Here is a 20,761-nt window from a genome sequence, read left to right on the forward strand (position 1 = left end):
TTTAGCAGCAGGAGCACAGGAGTGATTGACGTGGCGACACTGAGTGTCATCAGGCGTTGGGCACTGCGAGAGCAACTGTCCATCCGAGAGATAGCCCGGCGCACGGGCTTGTCTCGCAACACCATCCGCAAGTACCTTCGCGAGGGCGAGGCGGCGCCCAGCTACGCGAAGCGCATCAGCCCGAGCAAGCTCGACGCGTTCGCCGAGAAGCTCGGCGGCTGGCTCAAGAGCGAGGCGTCTAAGTCACGCAAGCAGCGGCGCACGCTCAAGCAGATGCACGCCGATCTGGTGGCGCTGGGCTACCAGGGCTCCTACAACCGCGTGGCGGCCTTTGCACGAGCGTGGCATGCGCATCTCCACGAGGTCCAGCAGACGACCGGGCGCGGCACCTTCGTGCCTCTGGCCTTCGGTCCCGGCGAGGCATTCCAGTTCGACTGGAGCGAGGACTGGGCCGTCATCGCTGGTGAACGCACCAAGCTGCAGGTGGCGCACTTCAAGCTCAGCCACAGCCGTGCGTTCATCGTGCGCGCCTACCTGTTGCAGACCCACGAGATGCTGTTCGATGCGCACAACCGGGCCTTCGAGGTACTCGGGGGCGTGCCTCGGCGCGGCATCTACGACAACATGAAGACCGCCGTGGACAAGGTACGCCGCGGCAAGGAGCGCGACATCAACGCGCGCTTCAGCGCCATGGTCAGTCACTACCTGTTCGAGGCCGAGTTCTGCAACCCGGCCTCGGGCTGGGAGAAGGGCCAGGTCGAGAAGAACGTGCGTGATGCGCGCCACCGGTTGTGGCAACCTGTGCCGGCGTTCGCCACGCTGGCGCTGCTCAACGACTGGCTGGAGGACCGCTGCAAGGCGCTGTGGGGCGAGATCGTCCACGGCAAGCTGCCAGGGACCGTAGCCGATGTCTGGGCGCAGGAACGGCCACTACTGTTGCAGATCCCCAGACCCTTCGATGGTTTCGTGGAACACACCAAGCGCGTCTCGCCCACCTGCCTGGTGCACTTCGAGCGCAACCGTTACAGCGTTCCGGCCTCCTACGCGAACCGGCCAGTGAGCCTGCGCGTGTACGCCGAACGCCTCGTCGTGGCGGCCGAGGGCCAGATCGTGTGCGAGCACACGCGCATCATTGACCGTCGCCACGACACCGCAGGTCAGACCGTCTACGACTGGAGGCACTACCTGGCAGTGCTGCAACGCAAGCCAGGAGCGCTCAGGAACGGAGCGCCCTTCAGCGAGCTGCCGCAGGGCTTCCGGCGGCTGCAGGCCGCGCTGCTGAAGCAGCCAGGCGGAGACCGCGAGATGGTGGAGATCCTGGCGCTGGTGCTGCACCACGACGAGCAGGCAGTGCTGACCGCGGTCGAACTGGCGCTGGAAGCCGGCGTGGCCAGCAAGACTCATGTGCTGAATGTGCTGCACCGACTGCTCGATGCCAAGCCCATTGCGCCGGCGCCTGTCACGGCACCGCAGGCACTGCGCCTGATGAACGAGCCGAAGGCCGATGTGCTGCGCTACGACACGCTCCGGGGGCGTGCCAGCGCTGCTGGCGGCCTGCGCGGGCCGCTGAACTCCAAGTCGAGTAGCCAGGAGGTGCGCCATGCGACATGACCCTGCCAGCGGCGCCATCGTGATCATGCTGCGCGAACTCAAGATGCACGGCATGGCCCAGGCCGTCGCGGAGCTGGCCGAGCAGGGATCGCCGGCCTTCGAGGCGGCCCAACCGATGCTCTCGCAGTTGCTAAAGGCAGAGACAGCCGAGCGGGAGGTACGCTCGGTGGCCTACCAGTTGAAGCTCGCTCGCTTCCCAGCCTATCGCGATCTCGCTGGCTTCGACTTCGCCAACAGCGAGGTCAACGAGGCGCTGGTGCGTCAGCTACACCGATGCGAGTTCATGGACGATGCGCAGAACGTGGTGCTCGTGGGCGGTCCGGGCACCGGCAAGACCCACATCGCCACGGCGCTGGGCGTGCAGGCCATCGAGCACCAACACCGCCGGGTGCGCTTCTTCTCGACGGTAGAACTGGTCAACGCACTCGAGCAAGAGAAGGCCAGTGGCAATCCCGGCCACATCGCGCACCGACTGATGTACGCGGACATGGTGGTGCTCGATGAACTGGGCTACCTGCCGTTCAGCGCATCAGGTGGCGCGCTGTTGTTCCATCTGCTGTCCAAACTCTACGAACGCACGAGCGTGGTGATCACAACCAACTTGAGCTTCAGCGAGTGGGCCAGCGTCTTCGGCGACGCGAAGATGACGACGGCGTTGCTGGACCGGCTCACGCATCACTGCCATATTCTGGAGACCGGAAACGACAGCTTCCGCTTCAAGCACAGCTCGGCTCAACCCGTTCAAGCAGTCCAACCTAAAAAGGAGAAAGCCAAGAACTTATCCACACCGTGAGCCGGCTGGCTCGCAAAGAGGGTGGGTCAATATTCGATGGAAATCGCGGGTCAGGATTCCATGGAACTCAACACTCCGACCTGCTTCGGCCACATCGGCTTCCTTTTCGTAGCGCGCGGAGCGTGCGCTCAGCTTCTCGCTGCGCGTGATTTCCTGCATTACCCCGACGGTGCGCATCGTCATGAAATCGCGGGTCAGGCTGAAACGGTCCTCTCCGTTCAGCGGCAGGTTGCTAATGCCCAGACGCAGCGTGGGATCGGGGCGCTGGCCCGCGGCGACTGCCATTTCGCGAGAAGCCGTGGCGAGGGCATCCTGGGCGACGAGTTGCTGCGACCGGTCCTGCGACAGGCGCAAGGCATCCGGAAGTCCCAGTACGCCAATGCCGGTCGTCTGAGCCAGAGCGCCAGCGCTGAGGCCGCTGATCAACAGCACACAGGCAAGAGAGCGACGCATCAATGCCGTGGCCGGCATAGCGTACATAGCTGGATAAAAACGCATTAAAAATCTCCCAACGAGGACGGTGCGTCCGATCTTGGGCCATCGTCTTCGCTGCGCCAAGAGGCGAGCGCCGAGAGAAAGGAGCCCAAGCGGCCACGACGAACTCAGGCCCGATGCCTAAGTACAACGTTTCTCGCGAGAAATCAGGTTCGCAGGCAGCAGTGCGCTATCGCATGCGGCGGGGCCGCAGCCCGCAAGAGCAAGCCGGGCGCGTAGTAGGCGTCCTCGGCGACAGGTGACGCGGTGGAGAGCGTCACGCGGTACAACTCCGTGAGAAGAGCCGGCGCAACGGCAGGAGCCGGGGTATGGTCAGCGCTTTGCTGACCTTGCTTGCAATGTTCAGCGCAGAGATTCGGCGCCTCAGGGTCGACTTGTCCGCAATCCGCTGGCATCTTCTGCGCTGCGTCAGCCACCATGGCTTGGCTGTCGTGTTCCGAGCGAGATGATTCGGCGAGAACTCCTGCTTGCACTTGAGTGCGAACGCTCGCGCCCGCAGGCATGGAGTTGAACAGGCCCGGACACGCATATGCCGCGATCGCCAGTTGGGCAAACACCAAAATGCCAATCATCGCGCGGATGACAGAACGCCGGAGCGAGCGCAGTCTTCTCATCACCGCGTCCCGATGCAGTGGCCACGAAAATCGTCGTATCGGCTGGCCATGCCGCTCGCAACGCTGGAGCAGAACCCCGGTGCCAGTGCTGCAATACCGTTGTCCACGTCAACGCGAGAGGGGTTGGTAAATTTCAGAGTGACGGTGGAGGTGCAAGCGGACACGATGGAACTTTGATTGAAACGCTCTTGCTCGTCAAGATCAACATTATCGCTGGCATCCACGTGTGCAAATCCGCCCTGTCGCTCAAAGGTGTTCATTTGCACCCAATTTTGGGATGCCAAAAGGCATTCGGTTTGCCATCGGGCTTTATTGTCGCACGATCTCCACGACGAACAGTGTGCCGTTGGCTTTTTCCGCCTTGAATTGAATCCTATCGCCGTTGTTCAGGTTTCTGAGGAGAGAGCGCTCCGACACGCGAAAGAGCATCGTCATCCCTGGCATGCCGAGGTTTTCGATGGGGCCATGCGAAATCAATACCTTGCCTTGATCCCAGTCGACTCTCTTGACCTGGCCAGTTGAATACGCGGGGTCTGGCGCTTTGCCCTGCGGGCTTGTAGCTGGCGATAGTTCCATCCTGGCCTCGATTGGTGTAGCGCTGACTTCTTGCAGGCCAATCGCACAGACGGCCGCCAGAATCGAGGCGCAGGCTGCATTTTTCATACGCATAGACGGTGATGGTGAGCATTGTTCAAACTGCCGGCGGTGGTCGATGACCAAGAAATTTCGAATCTCGGGGAAAGCCAATGCAGCCATGACCCATCTCTTCCATTGAAGTTTTCTTGTCAGATCCCGCCGGGTCATCGGCGCAGCGCGCTCATTGGCAAACGCATGTCGCCTCCTTGGCGAAAGCCACACCACGTATCGTTGCGCGCTCGGCTGGGCATCTGATACGACCATGGTGGGCCCGCTGGTGGCCATCGCAGCACGACGACTTCCTAGACCAGAGGCAAGCGCCTCGGATCAAGCTCTTCATTGCGCCTATTGCGCGGCCGTCGCATTGCGGAACGCCTTGTTGGCTGCTGCCATGTCCTTGCGCTCGATATCTTGCGCCAGCGCTGTGAATTCGGGGCTGTTGCGGCGACGCGCATATTCGGCCGCGGCGCGTTGATAGACAGGCCGGGAAAGATCGGCGCCGGCTTCACCAAGCTGCGCTGCAGCCAACCCAGATCGCACCCAAATCAACGTGTCGGCCTGCACCGCCGCACGGGTATTGCTCGAGACATTGACGACTGCCCGCGGATTCCCCTGGGGATACCCTAGATCCGGTGCATCCTGGAGCCAACGCTGGGTATCCGCGATGACGGCGGCGCGGCTCATGGAGGCGGTCGCCGGCGCAGGGCGTGGATCGCCCTCGGCGTAGTTCCCCGCGAAAGCGGAGCCTGCGAATGCAGTCAAAAAGATCGCGATTGCGAAAGGGGTCTTGAAAGAGCGCTTCATTGAGAGTCCTTGGTTGAAGAGTACGGTCGAGGTTGTCGGTCGAGGCGTTTTCTTAAGTGGTGCCTCATCTCGTTCGGTGCGATGACTGTATGAACGCGGCTCAATCCCAGGTCTGACCAAACCATGACAGTTTTGTAATCTGCAATCTGAGCACCATGGCAAGGTCACCATGGCTTGCAATCTCACCTTTCCAGCGGCAGTTGGACAACGCCTGCACCTGGCTCCCGCGAGTGAAACTTCTCGGATCTGTCCTTCCTGGCAAACCTTGTTGCTCAGGTGGCTGTTGGGGTCATTGCCGCTGGAGATCTCGTTGCCCATTTGGCAATGGGCATCATGATGTTCGCGATGAAGGGGAGAGCACCAAATTCAAGCAGGACGGATCGGCACCGCCCATAGGACGCGAATCCAAACAGGACAAATCGTGACCCGCTACGGCGTGCGCCAGCCCACCCGATGCCCGACCGCTGTCGCGTCGTGGCGGGCATCGTCCTCGGTGTGCAAATAGATGCTGGTCGTGCTGATGTTGGCGTGGCCCAGGTTGTCGCGGACCACTTTCAGGTCGACCTTTTCGCTCAGATGGCTTCCGGGGTCTCCTCGTTTTCAGTGCAATAAGTGACGGTACGCAAAGCTAGCACTGGCGCGGGGGTGGTCTGGGTAGACCGTTGATTTCATTGACTTTCCTGTTCGCTTTGTAAACGGGTATGGTGGCCTCCCACTTTTGAGGTTCACGATGCAGGGTTGGCACACAACGTTTTTGGGGATGCGTGGGCTCCCCCGCGATATCAGCGACTTCGAGATGAAGGCATTTTTCACCTTCGATGGTGCCGAGCGCGACGCAATCAATGCACGCCGAGGTGATTCCCACAAGCTTGGTCTGGCGCTCCATATTGGTTTCCTGCGCATGAGTGGGCGTTTGCTCGGTGCCTTTCGGGTAATTCCAGTAGCCTTGTGGCGCCACCTTGGCAACGAGCTTGGCATTGCAGCACCAGAAGTCGCCTCGCTGAGAGCCATGTATGAACGCGGGCGCACGCTATTCGATCACCAACAAGTAGCCTGCACGGTCCTTGGATTCCAGTGGATGAGCGAGCACCAGCGCCGCTCACTGGTACGTGAACTGCGCGACGAAGTGGCGCGCTGCGCCGACCGCGATCAGCTACTCGTGCGGGCGCGTCAATGGCTGTACAAGAACAAGCTGGTGATCGTGCACGAGCGGGCAATTCGGACACTGATTGCGGCGGCACTTGCCCAGCTTGAAGTTGAAACAGGCACCGCCATCGCCGCCAGCGTTGATCCAGCAACACTTGATCGCTGGCGAGCCTCAGTTTCAGAGCTGCGCCCAGATGGACAAACCCAGCAGAGTTGGCTATGGGCTGCACCGGCGAAACACTCAACCCGCCAAATCAGCGAGGTACTGGAGCGCATCGACCTGCTTTACACGCTGGACGTTCATAAGCACCTGGCAGACATCCCCGATCTCATCTTGCGCCGCTACGCGCGCCGACTTGTCTCCAGGCCGCCCTCAGCCGGAGCCAAGATCAAAGAGCCAGCGCGCACCGTGGAGGTCGCATGCTTTCTTCGGTATTGCCTGTTCACCACCACAGACCAGTTGATCCTTATGGTGCAGCGCCGGATCGCCGATCTGTGGCGTCAGGCTGCCGCCGATGTCCCCGCTACCGTCAATTGGGCCGCAATGTACAAAACGCTGCTCGGCGAACTTGTTGCCTTGAGCGCGCAAGGTGCGGTGCCAGATGCTGAGTTGCGTGCCCGTCTTGAAGCCTTGATCACCGAAACCCAGAAACGCAAACCACCGAGCAGGGCCTCCCTGGTCCGCGAGGGATTGATTGATGGAATTCGCCCCGTGCGGTCGTTGCTCGTCGCCATTGCAAAGCTGCCCTGGCAGGCCACCGGCGAGCATCCTGCCATCGAGTACCTTGCCAAGCTGCAAGCTTTATATCTCAAAGGATCCAGAAAGCTGCCAGTTGAAGTGGTGGCACCAAGTCTGGGAATGATCTGGCAGGTTTCGATCTCCAGCCCAGACCGGGAACGGGCGTTTCAGGCGTTGGAGGTGGCCACCCTGTTTGCCCTGCGCCGCGCGGTGCGCAATGGCTCGGTCTGGATTGAGCACAGCCTGAGCTTTCGGGGTCGTGCGCGCTTGTTCTTCACGGACGAGCGTTGGCAGGCAGAGTCCAAGAAACACTATGCCCGTCTATCGTTACCCAGCAAGGCTGCCACTTTCTTGAAGCCTTTGCTGGCCAGAGTAACTGCCGGTGTCGATGCGGTGGCCGCTGCAGCCCGCAGTGGCGTACTGCGCGTGGATGATGAACTCCATTTGTCGCCATTGCCCGCAGAGGACGAAGACCCAGAAGTGACCAAGCTGCGCGCGGCTTTGGATCACCGCATCGGTGAGGTTCAATTGCCGGAAGTGATTCTGGCCGTTGACGCCCAGGTGCGCTTTAGCTGGATCATGCTCGGACGTGAGCCGCGCTCTACCGACGAGCTGCTGATGGTCTATGCCGGCATCATGGCCCACGGCACCAGTCTGACTGCGGTCGAATGCGCGCGCATGATTCCGCAATTGTCTGCCACCAGCATTCGCCAGGCCATGCGCTGGGCGCGGGACGAACGGCGTCTGAGCCAGGCCTGCCAGGCTGTGCTGGAATTCATGCAGCGACACCCGATTGCCGCCACCTGGGGGCGGTCCGATTTGGCATCTTCTGACATGATGACCATGGAGACCACCAAACGGGTGTGGCAAGCCCGGCTTGATCCTCGGCGCAACACACCTTCCATTGGAATCTACTCCCATGTAAAAGACCGGTGGGGCATCTTCCATGCGCAGCCCTTTGTGCTCAATGAGCGCCAGGCGGGCGTGGCCATTGAAGGTGTCATCCGCCAAGAAAAGCTGGAGACCAGCCAGCTTGCTGTGGATACCCATGGCTACACCGACTTTGCCATGTCACATGCCCGTTTGCTTGGTTTTGATCTTTGCCCGCGGTTGAAGGAACTCAAACAGCGCCACCTCTTTGTGCCACGCGGCACCAAAGTGCCCGCAGAAATCGCTGCGGTGTGCGAAGCCAATGTCGACGTCGCTTTGATCGAAAAGCATTGGGATAGTCTGGTGCACCTGGCAGCCTCGGTCATGAGCGGACATGCCAGTGCGGTGGCAGCTCTTGCGCGGTTCGGTTCTGCCGCCCAGGGCGATCCAATCTATGAGGCTGGCGTGCAATTGGGGCGGTTGCTGCGTACGGCGTTTTTGGCTGACTACTTTGTCAAGGACGCTTTCAGGAACGAGTTGCGCCGGGTGCTCAATCGGGGCGAGGCTGTTAACGCCCTCAAGCGCGCCATTTATACCGGCCGGATCAGCCCGGCGCAGGCCAAACGTGTCGATGAAATGCAGGCTGTGGCCGATGCGTTGAGCCTGATGGCCAACATCGTGATGGCGTGGAATACCTCACAGATGCAGGCGGTCCTGGATCGCTGGTCGAACCGCCGCCAGGTCATTCCACCGGAACTGATCGGGAAGATTGCGCCCACCAGGCTGGAGAGCATCAACTTGCGGGGTGTGTTTCGCTTCCCGGTTGACCGCTATGCTGACCAAATCCTGCCTTCGCGGCCAAATGCATCGATAACTGGCACCAATGGATGAAACCGACCACGGTTTGACGCCACGAATCGCAGATTTGAAAGTGAACAGGAAAGTCAATGAAATCAACGATCTACCAACACCACCTCCGCGCCAGTGCTAGCTTTTCGTACCGTCACTTATTGCACTGAAAACGAGGAGACCCCTTTATGGGACGACCTGCAGGGTGGATGTTGAAGCTGACGGGGCGAGGGGCGATGCGCTCGCCAGGTGCACCGTCGCTTCGGCGTGAGATGGAGCGGCGGTTCTGGAAGCAGATCGCAACCGGGTGCACAAGCGAGAGGGCTGCCGAAGCGGTGGGCGTATCGTCAGCTGTCGGCTCGCGCTGGTTCCGGCATCGTGGCGGCATGCCATTGTTCATGTACAAACCTGTTTCCGGAAGATATTTATCATTTGCGGAGCGCGAAGAGATTGGACTTCTGCGAGCCCAGGACGTTGGTGTGCGGGAGATCGCCCGCCGCATTGGGAGAAGCCCTTCTACAGTCTCACGAGAGCTGAAACGCAATGCTGCAACTCGCGGAGGCAAGCTCGAATATCGGCCGTCTGTTGCGCAGTGGAAGTCAGAGCTGGTTGCCAGAAGGCCGAAGCCGGCGAAGCTAGTGACGAACCAGCAACTGCACCACTACGTCCAAGACCGCTTGGAAGGCAAGATTCATGATGCTGCTGGCCGTGAGGTTGCCGGCCCTCGACAGGCACCGTTCCAGGGTCGCAACAAACCTCATCGAGGCGACCGAAAATGGGTCAATGGCTGGTCGCCCGAACAGATTGCCAACCGGCTGCACGTCGACTTCCCGGATGACAACTCCATGCGTATCTCTCATGAAGCCATCTACCAAGCGCTCTATATCCAGGGTCGTGGCGCTCTCAAGCGCGAGTTGGTGCACTGCCTGCGTACCGGGCGAGCGTTGCGCGTACCTCGAGGCAGGGCACAAGCCAAGTCATGGGCACACGTGAGCGAGGATGTGATGATCTCCAGTCGCTCCGCAGAGGCGGATGATCGCGCCGTTCCAGGACATTGGGAGGGTGATCTGATCATTGGCTTGAACCGCTCCGCGATCGGCACGCTGGTCGAGCGATCAAGCCGGTTCACAATGCTCGTGCACCTCCCTCGAGAGAGCGGCTATGGACTAGTGCCGCGAACGAAAAATGGCCCCGCGCTGGGAGGCTATGGAGCCGTGACCATGGCCAATGCGCTTAAGAAGACCGTGACGACCCTACCGGCCCATCTGAAGCAATCGTTGACTTGGGACCGAGGCAAAGAGCTATCGGACCATGCCCGGTTCACGATTGAGTCGGGAGTGAAAGTCTTCTTCGCTGATCCCCGTAGCCCATGGCAGCGCGGCACGAACGAAAACACGAATGGCCTCCTGCGGCAGTACTTCGCCAAAGGCACCGACCTGTCCCGATGGAGCGACCAGGAGATCCATGCCGTTGCCAATGCGCTGAACACCAGGCCCCGAAAAACACTAGGCTGGAGGACGCCAGCCGAAGCTTTGAATGAGTACCTAAAATCCAGTCAACAACCCAGTGTTGCGACGACCGGTTGAATCCGCCCAATTCGCCAGCTACGACTGGCAGGACTTCCTGAAGGAGCATGCCTTGGTGCCCAGCATGAGCCGGCGGGGCAACTGCCATGACAACGCCGTGGCCGAGAGCTTCTTCCAGCTCTTGAAGCGCGAAAGGATCCGGAGAAAGATCTACACGACCCGCGAAGACGCTCGCCGGGACGTGTTCGACTACATCGAGATGTTCTATAACCCCAAACGCCGCCACGGCAACAACAACCGGCTCTCGCCGGTGGAGTTCGAGCGGCGGTACTTCAACACGCTCGCGAGTGTCTAGAGAAGTGGGGGCGATTCAACATCGAGCAGGAGCACGTCGATCTGGCCCGAGCTGGCCAACTCCACCGCTTCTTCTCCGTTCTCGACCGCGGCAACAACGCGAACTTGTGCGGACTTTCCGAGCGCCCCCGTTAGAAGGATGCGGACGAACTCGTCGTCGTCGGCGATCCCAACGCGTATGCACTTCGGCGACATAGCCGCAATGTATGTGAGTTAGCGCGAGCCGTCTGTGCACACATCGATGTGTCCGCATAACGTTGAAGCTCCTTTACACGTAGGAGCCGAAACGACACCGAGCGACCTAGGGAGACTCGTTTAACACCGGCGTGTTAAGCGGGGTCTCCGCCGTTGTCCACTGAGAGCATTCGAGTTTGCGCGTGCTATCCTTGAGACTCGTTTGACGCTTGCGTCATCCGCAGTCCTCGTGACTGCATTGAACAACACGCAACCTTTGTAGGCCGTCCACCCTCGTGTGGCGGCCGACCTGGCGAAGCAGCGCTGTCCACATCCAAGCTCCCTCGGGAGCTTCGTAGGACTCTCCAACGCGCCGCGCTGCCAGCCTTGGCTGCTGGGGCCTTCCTTGCGGGCCGGAACACATCGTCCTGTGTGCGCTTTCCAAAGAGAGCGCAGACAGGGCGATGTGCCCGGTTTCAGATAGGAGAGTCCCATGCATGCTATCAATTGCCCCAAGGGCCCTGCCCTTCTGGCGAAAGCGGGCGTCTCGTTGTCCGACGCGCAGTGGTTCTACCGGAACCAGCGTGGCGGTGCGACGATGAGCGACACGGCCCGCCTGGATTCGATCCGCCGCAAGGTGTCCTCGTTCCTGGCGCAGTGATCCTCAACCCGCGTGCGTGGTCTTCCATTTCTGGACGTGCTGCGGATCAACCTACTCAACGAGAAAAGGGGCAGCACCTGTCGGCGCTGCCCCTCTTCCACTTTCTGGCTCCCGCTTTTCAGCGTTCGTCTTCCGGCCTGTCGTCCGGGCCAACGTGTGCGGCACCAGCACGTGCGTCTGGATCGTGTGCGCATAGGTACCGCCGCCGCATTTCTGAAACGTGCCGTTTTCCCAGCCGTCCGACTGTTGGGTGGCGGGCACGCCGCGCTCAAAGGACGCGCATGTTCACTCCTTCGGGGCAGTTCGCCCCCGTTGATTATGTTGGTCCGCAGCCGTCGCCGTAGGCGCCCTGCGGGAGCACCCAGTCGTCGATGAAGACGGGATGGTTCCACTCGCGGCTATTCGCGATCGCGACCCACTTCGGATCGAACTCGTACGGGGTGCCGGCGTTGGCCAATTCCTCGACGGTTTTACTGCGATGTATCGTGATCGTGAACCGGCGCTCGTAGTTCGCGATCTGCCCGAATTGCGCGGGCGCGATCGCACGGACCGATGCCCACTGGTTCTTGCCTCCGAAGATGCAAGCGATCCTCTATGTAGCTTGTACGCCAAGAATACAACTTGGCCTGACTGGCGCTCAGACGGGCAAGTGCGTGAACGCGTCCAGCATGCGCGTGTGGGCGCGAGCGCAGTGCCGGACGTAACGCCACGAGCCGTCCCCGAAGCGCCGCAGGTCGTCGTGATACGTCCCGACCATGTACAGGCTGCTCTCACCGGTCGGCAGCGTACGGTAGAGCGCGAAGGGCGTTTCGCTTCGCGCTGCATCGCCGCTCACCTCGACCATTGGGAGGGAGAGCACGTGGAGGCGTTTGGCCGGGTCGCGTACGTGGCGGGGGACCTCACTCACCGTCTTGCGCAGAAGTTCCAACGGCTGCGACCACCAAGGTGTCCAGCGTTGCAGTTCAGGGCTATAAGAGGTGATCTCATAAGCGCCATCGGCATCGAAGAGCGCGATCCAGTCCGCAAGCTTTTCGTCATCGAGGAGCCACGCGGTCTGCAGGACGATACGCTGCACGGCCGCAATGTCGTGGTCGAGAGCCCCCGTCATGCCGTGACCTCCGCCGTGGGACTTGCGGACGAGCCGTAGGGTGCGCTTGCGGGCCGGCCCATCAGGCGCTCCCACTCCTGATAGTAGGCGCGCAAGTTGGCGTCGTCTGTCGGATTCAAGTTTTCTTCGCGCGCGAGGATGCTGTAGCGCACGGCATCGGCCTTCATCGAGCGGTACTGCGATTCGACAGCGAGCAGATCCTCCGGCAAGTTCCGCCCCGCCGGGCCCCAGAACATGTTGTGGTGGCGCTGGCGCACTTCGCGCGTTGCCTCGTCGTCGCCTTTTAATCCGATGCCGCGCCATTCGATGAGCACGCTCTGCTCATCCAGCGGAATCATGCGATCCACGCGGACGACGTTAGAGCGGATGTTCACCATCAAATCGGGGAAAAAGTTGACCACCCGCATTTCGTTGTCCTGCAGCCCGGGGAGCGTGCCGCCCGTGATGTTGTCGTAGCCGCCGCGTTCGTAGGCGACAGTGGCCTGTCCGTCAGACCAGTAGCCACTGTGGCCGTGCGGAAAGAGCCGCAGCCGCATCGGGCTCGTCTTCCCCAGCACCCACGGCTGCGTTTGCCGGTTAATGGCGTGCAGCATGCTGTGGTATCGCTCGCTGTTGTTGTCCTGCCAAAGCTTCCAGTTGGTCTTGACGATGGCCTTGTGAAAGTGGAAGACCTCCAGTGGCGCATCGCCGAGTGGCTGTCGTAGCGGCTCAAGGACGTCCCCGAGGAATTGGACGAGCGGCTCGGCCTGGTCGTCCAGGTTGACGAACACGAAGCCGAACACCAACTCGGCGCGAACTGGGACGAGACCGAGCTTCGTCTTGTCCAGACCAACTGCTTCATAGCCTTCGGGCTTGGCCACGGCACGCAGTTGACCGTCTAGCCCATAGTTCCAGTGATGATAGAAGCACGTGAACGAGCGCGCATTGCCCGATTCCGTACGCACGACTTCGGCGGCGCGGTGGCGGCATACGTTGTAGAACGAGCGCACGGCGCCCGCTTCGTCGCGCACCACGACGATGGGCTTACCGGCTACCTGTGTGCAACGGAAGTCGCCGGCTTTCGCGAGCTCGCTTTCATGGCAGACGAACTGCCAGGTCTTCGCGAAGATGTTCTCCTGCTCCGCGCGGAAGATCGCGGGGTCCGTGAAGATGCGATTGTCGAGATAGTGCGTGGGCGGCAGAGACGGCGGGATGTGGCCAGGATTCATGGGGGTTACTCCGGTTTCACGTCGGCTTGCTGCGCCACGCGGGCCCATGTCGTGGCCTCACGCTGGAGAAAGCGGCCGAAGTCTTCAGGCGTGTTCGCGACGATGTCGAACTCGGCGGCGGCGATGCTGCCTTGTGCGCTGGGCGAGCGCAGCGCCTTCGCGATATCTTCCTGGATCTTGCGGACGATGGGCGCCGGTGTCGTCGCCGGCGCGAGGAAGCCGATCCAGACCGGCGCTTCCAAATTCGGGAAACCCGCTTCGGCCATGGACGGAACACCGGGCAGGGACTTGAGGCGCTTCCCGCCGGTGATCGCCAGCGCTTTCAGCTTGCCGTCCTTCACATAGGGAAGCACGTTGGCCGAGGCAAACACGCCGGCGCTCGTCTGCGTGCCGAGCAGGTCGGTCAGCGCCGGACCCGCGCCCTTGTATGGGATGTGCCTGACGTCGATGCCCGCGCGTGACTTAAAAAGCTCCATGGTCAGGTGTGAGGCACTGCCAGTGCCGATCGAGCCGTAGTTGAGACGCGAGTCCGGCTTTTTCGCAAGTGCCACGAATTCGCCAAGCGTGTTGACGGGCAGGTCGGGATTCACCACCAGCACCTGTTCGGAGGTGACTCCGAGGGTGACTGGCGCGAGCTCCTTGATGTCGTATTGCAGGTTCTTGGAAAGGAACGTACTAATGACGAGCGGGTTGAATCCGACCAGCAATGTGTGGCCATCTCCCGGCGCCTTCGCGACGAGCGCCGCGGCAATATTGCCTGACGCGCCCGGCCGGGGCTCGGCGATGACGGGTTGCCCCCACATCTCCTGGAGCCGTGGCGCAACGAGGCGTGCGACGAGATCCACTGTGCCGCCTGAGGCGGGAACGACGATGCGGACCGTCTTGGTAGGGGTCCAACGTTGCGCGAAGGCGGGTGCCCCAATCAGAGAGGCGGCAAATCCGAGCCCCATCGCGCGGCGCACACGGTTGGGTGATGAGGAGGTAGTCATGATCCGATCTTAGTGCGCACACCGAGCGGACCAGTCGAGGATTTCCCGGTAAGTGTCCGCTCTATGGACGCCAATCAGAGTTCAAAGAAACATTGAAATCTCTCGCGCCGTACGGATAGCTTCGCGCTGGCACTCGCGCAGCAGGGGACCGCGCAGGCGCAGCCCGGAACCGAAGATGCACACGGCCGCCACAGCCTCCCCGGTGCGGGCGATGACAGGGGTAGCCACGGCCACCGACCCCGCGATCAATTCGCTGTGAGTTACAAGCACCCCATCGGCGAGCACGGCTGCGATTTCCTTCAGCGCAAGTTCACGGTCGCGCCGCGAAGCGAGCGCGAGCGCGGCGCGGCGTTGCTCGGGCTGCATGTGGGCGAGCAAGACCTTTCCACTCGCGCCCCGGTAGAGAGGTTCGGAATAGCCCATGCCGCGGCTGAGAGAGAGGGGTTGCGGGCTCTTGTGCTCGAAGACGCACATGCGATGGGTGGGCGAAATTGGCATCATCAGTCCCACCGTCTCCTGCGTCTCCTGCCAAAGCCGTTCGAGCGGCCCGGTCGCCAACGCCACCAGCGCAGGTGCCGGTGTCCACGACTGGGCCAGGAGACCGAACCTGGGACCGAGTTGGAAGCGCAGCGGCGAACCGAACGAATAGATAAGCCCTTTCGCCTCGAGCGTTCGAAGGAGGCGGTATAGGGTCGGTCGCGACAATCCCGTGCGCTCCTGCAGGGCGGGCAGGTCGAGCACAGGCTGGTCTTGATTAAAGCTGAATAGCACGTCGACCGCGCGCTCGACGGAGCGCACGGATTCGCTTTCGCGACCTTTCGTCTTGCCGGGTGCTGCCTTGTTGGTTGCGCTCATTAGCCGGTGTTCATTCTGTGGACAGTGTAGGCAGTACCGCGGATACGCTCCGGGCGCGTAATGCGTACGCTGTCGGGGATCGGCAGTGTAGTGGGATGCGGGCATCCGGCCCGGGTTTGTCCATACTGCGGACCATCTAAAGCAAGACCGACAACTGTGACGACGCATCACGACTACGCGCCCCCAGCGACAATTGCGCGGCCACCGTTCGCCTGCGCTACGAGGCGGCATTTTGACTCGCGCGAGACAGCATGAGCACATCATCCGGTGAGTTGACCGTCCGTATCACGGCGAAAACCCAGGAGGCGCTTGACATCTGCGCCTTCGAACTGAGGGCGGTTCACGCGCCGTCGCTGCCGGCGTTCTCCGCCGGCTCGCACATCGACGTGCACATCGGCGGTTTTACGAGACAGTATTCCCTGTGCAACGACCCGTCAGAGAATCATCGCTACCTGATCGCCGTCCTGAAGGACGCGAAGGGCCGCGGCGGCTCAGCGGCGATGCACGAGCAGCTGCATCCAGGCGACACGATCCACATCAGCGTGCCGCGCAACCACTTCCATCTGGCCAGCGGTGCCCGTCGCCACCTGCTGGTTGCGGGCGGGATCGGTGTGACACCGGTCCTCTGCATGGCGGAGCGGCTTGCCAGCCTGGGCGCCGATTTCGAGATGCATTACTGCGCCCGCTCTCCGGAGCGCGCGGCGTTCCGCTCGCGCATCGAGCAATCAGGGTTTGCTTCGCGCGTGTGCTTCCATTTCGATGACGGCTCGCAGGAGCAGAAGCTCGACATCCCAGCGCTGCTGCAGACGCCAGAACCGGGGGTGCATGTGTATGTCTGCGGGCCAAAGGGTTTCATGGACGCCGTCCTGCGCAGTGCGCGTGAGCGCGGTTGGCCCGAGGACCAATTGCACTACGAGTTCTTCGCGTCAGATGCAGCCGCCCCGCGGCAGGACGATGGCAGCTTCAGCGTCAAGCTCGCCAGCTCGGGCCGGGTGATCCCCGTGCGGGCCGACCAGAGCGTCTCGCAGGCCCTGAACGCAGCAGGTGTGGGGGTGGTGACCTCATGCGAGCAGGGTGTCTGCGGCACCTGCGTCACGCGCGTGCTGGAGGGTATTCCAGATCACCGCGACATGTACTTCACACCCCAGGAACAGGCTGCGAATGACCAGTTCACCCCTTGCTGCTCGCGTGCCAGGACGCCGCTGCTGGTACTCGACCTGTAAGGTCGGTCCAGCCCGGTGGCCCGGGCGGGCCGGCAAGGGCTAGGCCGTGCCGCTGGCGAGGCAATGTTCCAGGAAGGTGCGGGAGGCGGTCCCGAGATGCCTGGCCCTGTGCACTACCACGGAGAGCGTGCGGCGCTTCGGCGGCAGCGTAGTGGCGAGTTCCACCAGCCAGCCGCGATCCACGGCGCCCGCGACTGCGTGCCGCGACAGGCAGCCCAGGCCCAGGCCCGAGGCGACCGCGCGCTTGACTGCCTCGTTGCTGCCGAGTTCCATCCCGACGTCCACGTCGGACAGGTGCGGGATCAGCCAGCGGTCGGAAGCCTCACGGGTCCCGGAGCCAGGCTCGCGCAGGATCCAGCTGGCTTCCGACAGCTTGGGGTCTCCTCGTTTTCAGTGCAATAAGTGACGGTACGCAAAGCTAGCACTGGCGCGGGGGTGGTCTGGGTAGACCGTTGATTTCATTGACTTTCCTGTTCGCTTTGTAAACGGGTATGGTGGCCTCCCACTTTTGAGGTTCACGATGCAGGGTTGGCACACAACGTTTTTGGGGATGCGTGGGCTCCCCCGCGATATCAGCGACTTCGAGATGAAGGCATTTTTCACCTTCGATGGTGCCGAGCGCGACGCAATCAATGCACGCCGAGGTGATTCCCACAAGCTTGGTCTGGCGCTCCATATTGGTTTCCTGCGCATGAGTGGGCGTTTGCTCGGTGCCTTTCGGGTAATTCCAGTAGCCTTGTGGCGCCACCTTGGCAACGAGCTTGGCATTGCAGCACCAGAAGTCGCCTCGCTGAGAGCCATGTATGAACGCGGGCGCACGCTATTCGATCACCAACAAGTAGCCTGCACGGTCCTTGGATTCCAGTGGATGAGCGAGCACCAGCGCCGCTCACTGGTACGTGAACTGCGCGACGAAGTGGCGCGCTGCGCCGACCGCGATCAGCTACTCGTGCGGGCGCGTCAATGGCTGTACAAGAACAAGCTGGTGATCGTGCACGAGCGGGCAATTCGGACACTGATTGCGGCGGCACTTGCCCAGCTTGAAGTTGAAACAGGCACCGCCATCGCCGCCAGCGTTGATCCAGCAACACTTGATCGCTGGCGAGCCTCAGTTTCAGAGCTGCGCCCAGATGGACAAACCCAGCAGAGTTGGCTATGGGCTGCACCGGCGAAACACTCAACCCGCCAAATCAGCGAGGTACTGGAGCGCATCGACCTGCTTTACACGCTGGACGTTCATAAGCACCTGGCAGACATCCCCGATCTCATCTTGCGCCGCTACGCGCGCCGACTTGTCTCCAGGCCGCCCTCAGCCGGAGCCAAGATCAAAGAGCCAGCGCGCACCGTGGAGGTCGCATGCTTTCTTCGGTATTGCCTGTTCACCACCACAGACCAGTTGATCCTTATGGTGCAGCGCCGGATCGCCGATCTGTGGCGTCAGGCTGCCGCCGATGTCCCCGCTACCGTCAATTGGGCCGCAATGTACAAAACGCTGCTCGGCGAACTTGTTGCCTTGAGCGCGCAAGGTGCGGTGCCAGATGCTGAGTTGCGTGCCCGTCTTGAAGCCTTGATCACCGAAACCCAGAAACGCAAACCACCGAGCAGGGCCTCCCTGGTCCGCGAGGGATTGATTGATGGAATTCGCCCCGTGCGGTCGTTGCTCGTCGCCATTGCAAAGCTGCCCTGGCAGGCCACCGGCGAGCATCCTGCCATCGAGTACCTTGCCAAGCTGCAAGCTTTATATCTCAAAGGATCCAGAAAGCTGCCAGTTGAAGTGGTGGCACCAAGTCTGGGAATGATCTGGCAGGTTTCGATCTCCAGCCCAGACCGGGAACGGGCGTTTCAGGCGTTGGAGGTGGCCACCCTGTTTGCCCTGCGCCGCGCGGTGCGCAATGGCTCGGTCTGGATTGAGCACAGCCTGAGCTTTCGGGGTCGTGCGCGCTTGTTCTTCACGGACGAGCGTTGGCAGGCAGAGTCCAAGAAACACTATGCCCGTCTATCGTTACCCAGCAAGGCTGCCACTTTCTTGAAGCCTTTGCTGGCCAGAGTAACTGCCGGTGTCGATGCGGTGGCCGCTGCAGCCCGCAGTGGCGTACTGCGCGTGGATGATGAACTCCATTTGTCGCCATTGCCCGCAGAGGACGAAGACCCAGAAGTGACCAAGCTGCGCGCGGCTTTGGATCACCGCATCGGTGAGGTTCAATTGCCGGAAGTGATTCTGGCCGTTGACGCCCAGGTGCGCTTTAGCTGGATCATGCTCGGACGTGAGCCGCGCTCTACCGACGAGCTGCTGATGGTCTATGCCGGCATCATGGCCCACGGCACCAGTCTGACTGCGGTCGAATGCGCGCGCATGATTCCGCAATTGTCTGCCACCAGCATTCGCCAGGCCATGCGCTGGGCGCGGGACGAACGGCGTCTGAGCCAGGCCTGCCAGGCTGTGCTGGAATTCATGCAGCGACACCCGATTGCCGCCACCTGGGGGCGGTCCGATTTGGCATCTTCTGACATGATGACCATGGAGACCACCAAACGGGTGTGGCAAGCCCGGCTTGATCCTCGGCGCAACACACCTTCCATTGGAATCTACTCCCATGTAAAAGACCGGTGGGGCATCTTCCATGCGCAGCCCTTTGTGCTCAATGAGCGCCAGGCGGGCGTGGCCATTGAAGGTGTCATCCGCCAAGAAAAGCTGGAGACCAGCCAGCTTGCTGTGGATACCCATGGCTACACCGACTTTGCCATGTCACATGCCCGTTTGCTTGGTTTTGATCTTTGCCCGCGGTTGAAGGAACTCAAACAGCGCCACCTCTTTGTGCCACGCGGCACCAAAGTGCCCGCAGAAATCGCTGCGGTGTGCGAAGCCAATGTCGACGTCGCTTTGATCGAAAAGCATTGGGATAGTCTGGTGCACCTGGCAGCCTCGGTCATGAGCGGACATGCCAGTGCGGTGGCAGCTCTTGCGCGGTTCGGTTCTGCCGCCCAGGGCGATCCAATCTATGAGGCTGGCGTGCAATTGGGGCGGTTGCTGCGTACGGCGTTTTTGGCTGACTACTTTGTCAAGGACGCTTTCAGGAACGAGTTGCGCCGGGTGCTCAATCGGGGCGAGGCTGTTAACGCCCTCAAGCGCGCCATTTATACCGGCCGGATCAGCCCGGCGCAGGCCAAACGTGTCGATGAAATGCAGGCTGTGGCCGATGCGTTGAGCCTGATGGCCAACATCGTGATGGCGTGGAATACCTCACAGATGCAGGCGGTCCTGGATCGCTGGTCGAACCGCCGCCAGGTCATTCCACCGGAACTGATCGGGAAGATTGCGCCCACCAGGCTGGAGAGCATCAACTTGCGGGGTGTGTTTCGCTTCCCGGTTGACCGCTATGCTGACCAAATCCTGCCTTCGCGGCCAAATGCATCGATAACTGGCACCAATGGATGAAACCGACCACGGTTTGACGCCACGAATCGCAGATTTGAAAGTGAACAGGAAAGTCAATGAAATCAACGATCTACCAACACCACCTCCGCGCCAGTGCTAGCTTTTCGTACCGTCACTTATTGCACTGAAAACGAGGAGACCCCAATGAAGAAGGGGTCATTGGACAGCTTGAAACTCTCCACGCGGTGCGGCTTGAGCTGAAAGGCTTGAAGATAGCGCGCGACCGTGCTCTTGCTGATGCCGGTTTCGGCTGCCAGCGTGCGCGTGCTCCAGTGGGTACCTCCATCCGCAGGCTTGGTGTGCAGCGTCTTGTGGATCAATTCAGCTACGCGCTCGTCATCGACCGTGCGCGGCCGCCCCGGGCGTAGTTCGTCGTACAAGCCCGCCAGGCGCTGACGCGCATATCGCCCCCGCCACTTCACAACAGTGCTGCGCGCTACTCTCAAGTTCTGCGCGACCACGATGTTCTCCTCGCCCCCTTCGCACGCCAGAACGATGCGTGCACGCAGAGCCAGTCCTGCGGGCAGCGAGCGCGAGCGCGCCATCGAGCTCAGCTCCTCGCGCTCTGCTTCGCTAAGTTTGATTTCCGTTCGGGCGTATCGGTTGGCCATTGCAGCACCTCCAAGGATGCCGCAACTCATGCACTTTCTGTGCCTACGAATTAAAGGGA

At 61.4% G+C, this 20,761-nt stretch carries 18 protein-coding genes and 3 pseudogenes; 8 read left to right on the forward strand and 13 right to left on the reverse strand.

Translation table 11 applies throughout. From position 1 onward, the window contains the following. Window positions 1–21: 21 nt before the first annotated feature. Together istA and istB are read left to right on the forward strand one after the other, a co-directional pair. On the forward strand, window positions 22–1,611 hold the full coding sequence (istA, locus tag ACWV14_RS34505) for an IS21 family transposase (RefSeq protein WP_454901620.1): 1,590 nt from the start codon (window positions 22–24) through the stop codon (window positions 1,609–1,611). Beyond that, the gene (istB, locus tag ACWV14_RS34510) at window positions 1,601–2,404 is read left to right on the forward strand and encodes an IS21-like element helper ATPase IstB (protein ID WP_454901618.1); all 804 of its coding nucleotides are present in this window, start codon (window positions 1,601–1,603) and stop codon (window positions 2,402–2,404) included. The genes istA and istB overlap by 11 nt, the downstream gene beginning before the upstream one ends. Here the strand turns inward: istB and ACWV14_RS34515 are convergent. The 6 genes and pseudogenes from ACWV14_RS34515 to ACWV14_RS34540 all read right to left on the reverse strand — a co-directional run. Continuing rightward, on the reverse strand, window positions 2,390–2,902 hold the full coding sequence (locus ACWV14_RS34515) for a hypothetical protein (protein ID WP_455342741.1): 513 nt from the start codon (window positions 2,900–2,902) through the stop codon (window positions 2,390–2,392). The genes istB and ACWV14_RS34515 overlap by 15 nt on opposite strands. 143 nt (window positions 2,903–3,045) lie before the next feature. Next, the gene (locus ACWV14_RS34520; protein WP_454908288.1) at window positions 3,046–3,513 is read right to left on the reverse strand and encodes a hypothetical protein; all 468 of its coding nucleotides are present in this window, start codon (window positions 3,511–3,513) and stop codon (window positions 3,046–3,048) included. Further along, window positions 3,513–3,773 carry a hypothetical protein gene (locus ACWV14_RS34525; protein WP_454908289.1) on the reverse strand — a complete coding sequence of 87 codons (261 nt, stop codon included), beginning with the start codon at window positions 3,771–3,773 and terminating at the stop codon, window positions 3,513–3,515. Before ACWV14_RS34525 ends, ACWV14_RS34520 begins: the two co-directional genes overlap by 1 nt. A 49-nt stretch (window positions 3,774–3,822) precedes the next feature. Then, a complete protein-coding gene (locus tag ACWV14_RS34530; RefSeq protein WP_454912773.1) occupies window positions 3,823–4,269 on the reverse strand; it encodes a copper-binding protein in 447 nt (148 codons plus the stop codon). Between the two features lie 225 nt (window positions 4,270–4,494). Further along, a complete protein-coding gene (locus tag ACWV14_RS34535) occupies window positions 4,495–4,953 on the reverse strand; it encodes a hypothetical protein (protein WP_454908291.1) in 459 nt (152 codons plus the stop codon). A gap of 429 nt (window positions 4,954–5,382) precedes the next feature. Then, window positions 5,383–5,550: pseudogene (locus ACWV14_RS34540) on the reverse strand (tyrosine-type recombinase/integrase); the annotation flags it as partial. Window positions 5,551–5,683: 133 nt separating this feature from the next. Between ACWV14_RS34540 and ACWV14_RS34545 the strand changes: the two are divergent. The 3 genes and pseudogenes from ACWV14_RS34545 to ACWV14_RS34555 form a co-directional block, all read left to right on the forward strand. Next, window positions 5,684–8,599, forward strand: a complete 2,916-nt coding sequence (locus ACWV14_RS34545) for a Tn3-like element IS1071 family transposase (RefSeq protein WP_003158660.1) — start codon at window positions 5,684–5,686, stop codon at window positions 8,597–8,599. A gap of 167 nt (window positions 8,600–8,766) precedes the next feature. After that, entirely contained in the window at window positions 8,767–10,143 is a 1,377-nt protein-coding gene (locus ACWV14_RS34550) for an IS30 family transposase (protein WP_423314211.1), read from the forward strand. 7 nt (window positions 10,144–10,150) lie between these two features. Continuing rightward, a pseudogene (locus tag ACWV14_RS34555) lies at window positions 10,151–10,438 on the forward strand (IS3 family transposase); the annotation flags it as partial. Here ACWV14_RS34555 and ACWV14_RS34560 read toward each other — a convergent pair. Next, the gene (locus ACWV14_RS34560; protein ID WP_423314186.1) at window positions 10,435–10,632 is read right to left on the reverse strand and encodes a response regulator; all 198 of its coding nucleotides are present in this window, start codon (window positions 10,630–10,632) and stop codon (window positions 10,435–10,437) included. The pseudogene ACWV14_RS34555 and the gene ACWV14_RS34560 overlap by 4 nt on opposite strands. A gap of 472 nt (window positions 10,633–11,104) precedes the next feature. On the opposite strand from ACWV14_RS34560, the gene ACWV14_RS34565 reads away from it, so the two are divergent. Then, a complete protein-coding gene (locus ACWV14_RS34565; protein WP_423314189.1) occupies window positions 11,105–11,272 on the forward strand; it encodes a hypothetical protein in 168 nt (55 codons plus the stop codon). 637 nt (window positions 11,273–11,909) lie between these two features. Here the strand turns inward: ACWV14_RS34565 and ACWV14_RS34570 are convergent. The 4 genes from ACWV14_RS34570 to ACWV14_RS34585 form a co-directional block, all read right to left on the reverse strand. Further along, the gene (locus ACWV14_RS34570; protein WP_423314190.1) at window positions 11,910–12,380 is read right to left on the reverse strand and encodes a nuclear transport factor 2 family protein; all 471 of its coding nucleotides are present in this window, start codon (window positions 12,378–12,380) and stop codon (window positions 11,910–11,912) included. Beyond that, window positions 12,377–13,588, reverse strand: coding sequence for an aromatic ring-hydroxylating oxygenase subunit alpha (locus ACWV14_RS34575; RefSeq protein ID WP_423314192.1), 1,212 nt, complete (start codon window positions 13,586–13,588; stop codon window positions 12,377–12,379). Before ACWV14_RS34575 ends, ACWV14_RS34570 begins: the two co-directional genes overlap by 4 nt. Before the next feature lie 5 nt (window positions 13,589–13,593). Continuing rightward, window positions 13,594–14,577 (reverse strand): Bug family tripartite tricarboxylate transporter substrate binding protein, encoded by a 984-nt coding sequence (locus ACWV14_RS34580; protein WP_454912837.1) that lies wholly within the window; start codon window positions 14,575–14,577, stop codon window positions 13,594–13,596. An 81-nt stretch (window positions 14,578–14,658) separates the two neighbouring features. Next, window positions 14,659–15,432, reverse strand: a complete 774-nt coding sequence (locus tag ACWV14_RS34585) for an IclR family transcriptional regulator (protein WP_423314196.1) — start codon at window positions 15,430–15,432, stop codon at window positions 14,659–14,661. A 251-nt stretch (window positions 15,433–15,683) separates the two neighbouring features. On the opposite strand from ACWV14_RS34585, the gene ACWV14_RS34590 reads away from it, so the two are divergent. Beyond that, complete coding sequence (locus tag ACWV14_RS34590) at window positions 15,684–16,655, forward strand: PDR/VanB family oxidoreductase (protein ID WP_423314198.1); 972 nt, start codon at window positions 15,684–15,686, stop codon at window positions 16,653–16,655. A gap of 39 nt (window positions 16,656–16,694) precedes the next feature. Here ACWV14_RS34590 and ACWV14_RS34595 read toward each other — a convergent pair whose 3' ends face one another. Continuing rightward, a complete protein-coding gene (locus ACWV14_RS34595) occupies window positions 16,695–17,027 on the reverse strand; it encodes a LysR substrate-binding domain-containing protein (RefSeq protein ID WP_454912881.1) in 333 nt (110 codons plus the stop codon). Window positions 17,028–17,175: 148 nt separating this feature from the next. Between ACWV14_RS34595 and ACWV14_RS34600 the strand changes: the two genes are divergently transcribed. Continuing rightward, the gene (locus tag ACWV14_RS34600; RefSeq protein ID WP_003158660.1) at window positions 17,176–20,091 is read left to right on the forward strand and encodes a Tn3-like element IS1071 family transposase; all 2,916 of its coding nucleotides are present in this window, start codon (window positions 17,176–17,178) and stop codon (window positions 20,089–20,091) included. 143 nt (window positions 20,092–20,234) lie between these two features. Here ACWV14_RS34600 and ACWV14_RS34605 read toward each other — a convergent pair. Continuing rightward, a pseudogene (locus ACWV14_RS34605) lies at window positions 20,235–20,702 on the reverse strand (helix-turn-helix domain-containing protein); the annotation flags it as partial. Window positions 20,703–20,761 lie beyond the last annotated feature (59 nt).

It is taken from the genome of Variovorax durovernensis (genome assembly GCF_977011995.1).

Excerpts from the sequence above, each read along its gene's own strand:
- ACWV14_RS34585 (WP_423314196.1), bottom strand. The coding sequence starts at position 15,432 with ATGAGCGCAACCAACAAGGCAGCACCCGGCAAGACGAAAGGTCGCGAA.
- ACWV14_RS34580 (WP_454912837.1), bottom strand. The coding sequence starts at position 14,577 with ATGACTACCTCCTCATCACCCAACCGTGTGCGCCGCGCGATGGGGCTC.
- ACWV14_RS34590 (WP_423314198.1), top strand. The coding sequence starts at position 15,684 with ATGAGCACATCATCCGGTGAGTTGACCGTCCGTATCACGGCGAAAACC.
- istB (WP_454901618.1), top strand. The coding sequence starts at position 1,601 with ATGCGACATGACCCTGCCAGCGGCGCCATCGTGATCATGCTGCGCGAA.
- ACWV14_RS34575 (WP_423314192.1), bottom strand. The coding sequence starts at position 13,588 with ATGAATCCTGGCCACATCCCGCCGTCTCTGCCGCCCACGCACTATCTC.
- ACWV14_RS34525 (WP_454908289.1), bottom strand. The coding sequence starts at position 3,773 with ATGAACACCTTTGAGCGACAGGGCGGATTTGCACACGTGGATGCCAGC.
- ACWV14_RS34515 (WP_455342741.1), bottom strand. The coding sequence starts at position 2,902 with ATGCGTTTTTATCCAGCTATGTACGCTATGCCGGCCACGGCATTGATG.
- ACWV14_RS34600 (WP_003158660.1), top strand. The coding sequence starts at position 17,176 with ATGCAGGGTTGGCACACAACGTTTTTGGGGATGCGTGGGCTCCCCCGC.
- ACWV14_RS34570 (WP_423314190.1), bottom strand. The coding sequence starts at position 12,380 with ATGACGGGGGCTCTCGACCACGACATTGCGGCCGTGCAGCGTATCGTC.
- ACWV14_RS34545 (WP_003158660.1), top strand. The coding sequence starts at position 5,684 with ATGCAGGGTTGGCACACAACGTTTTTGGGGATGCGTGGGCTCCCCCGC.
- ACWV14_RS34560 (WP_423314186.1), bottom strand. The coding sequence starts at position 10,632 with ATGTCGCCGAAGTGCATACGCGTTGGGATCGCCGACGACGACGAGTTC.
- ACWV14_RS34520 (WP_454908288.1), bottom strand. The coding sequence starts at position 3,513 with ATGAGAAGACTGCGCTCGCTCCGGCGTTCTGTCATCCGCGCGATGATT.
- ACWV14_RS34550 (WP_423314211.1), top strand. The coding sequence starts at position 8,767 with ATGTTGAAGCTGACGGGGCGAGGGGCGATGCGCTCGCCAGGTGCACCG.
- ACWV14_RS34535 (WP_454908291.1), bottom strand. The coding sequence starts at position 4,953 with ATGAAGCGCTCTTTCAAGACCCCTTTCGCAATCGCGATCTTTTTGACT.
- ACWV14_RS34565 (WP_423314189.1), top strand. The coding sequence starts at position 11,105 with ATGCATGCTATCAATTGCCCCAAGGGCCCTGCCCTTCTGGCGAAAGCG.
- ACWV14_RS34530 (WP_454912773.1), bottom strand. The coding sequence starts at position 4,269 with ATGGCTGCATTGGCTTTCCCCGAGATTCGAAATTTCTTGGTCATCGAC.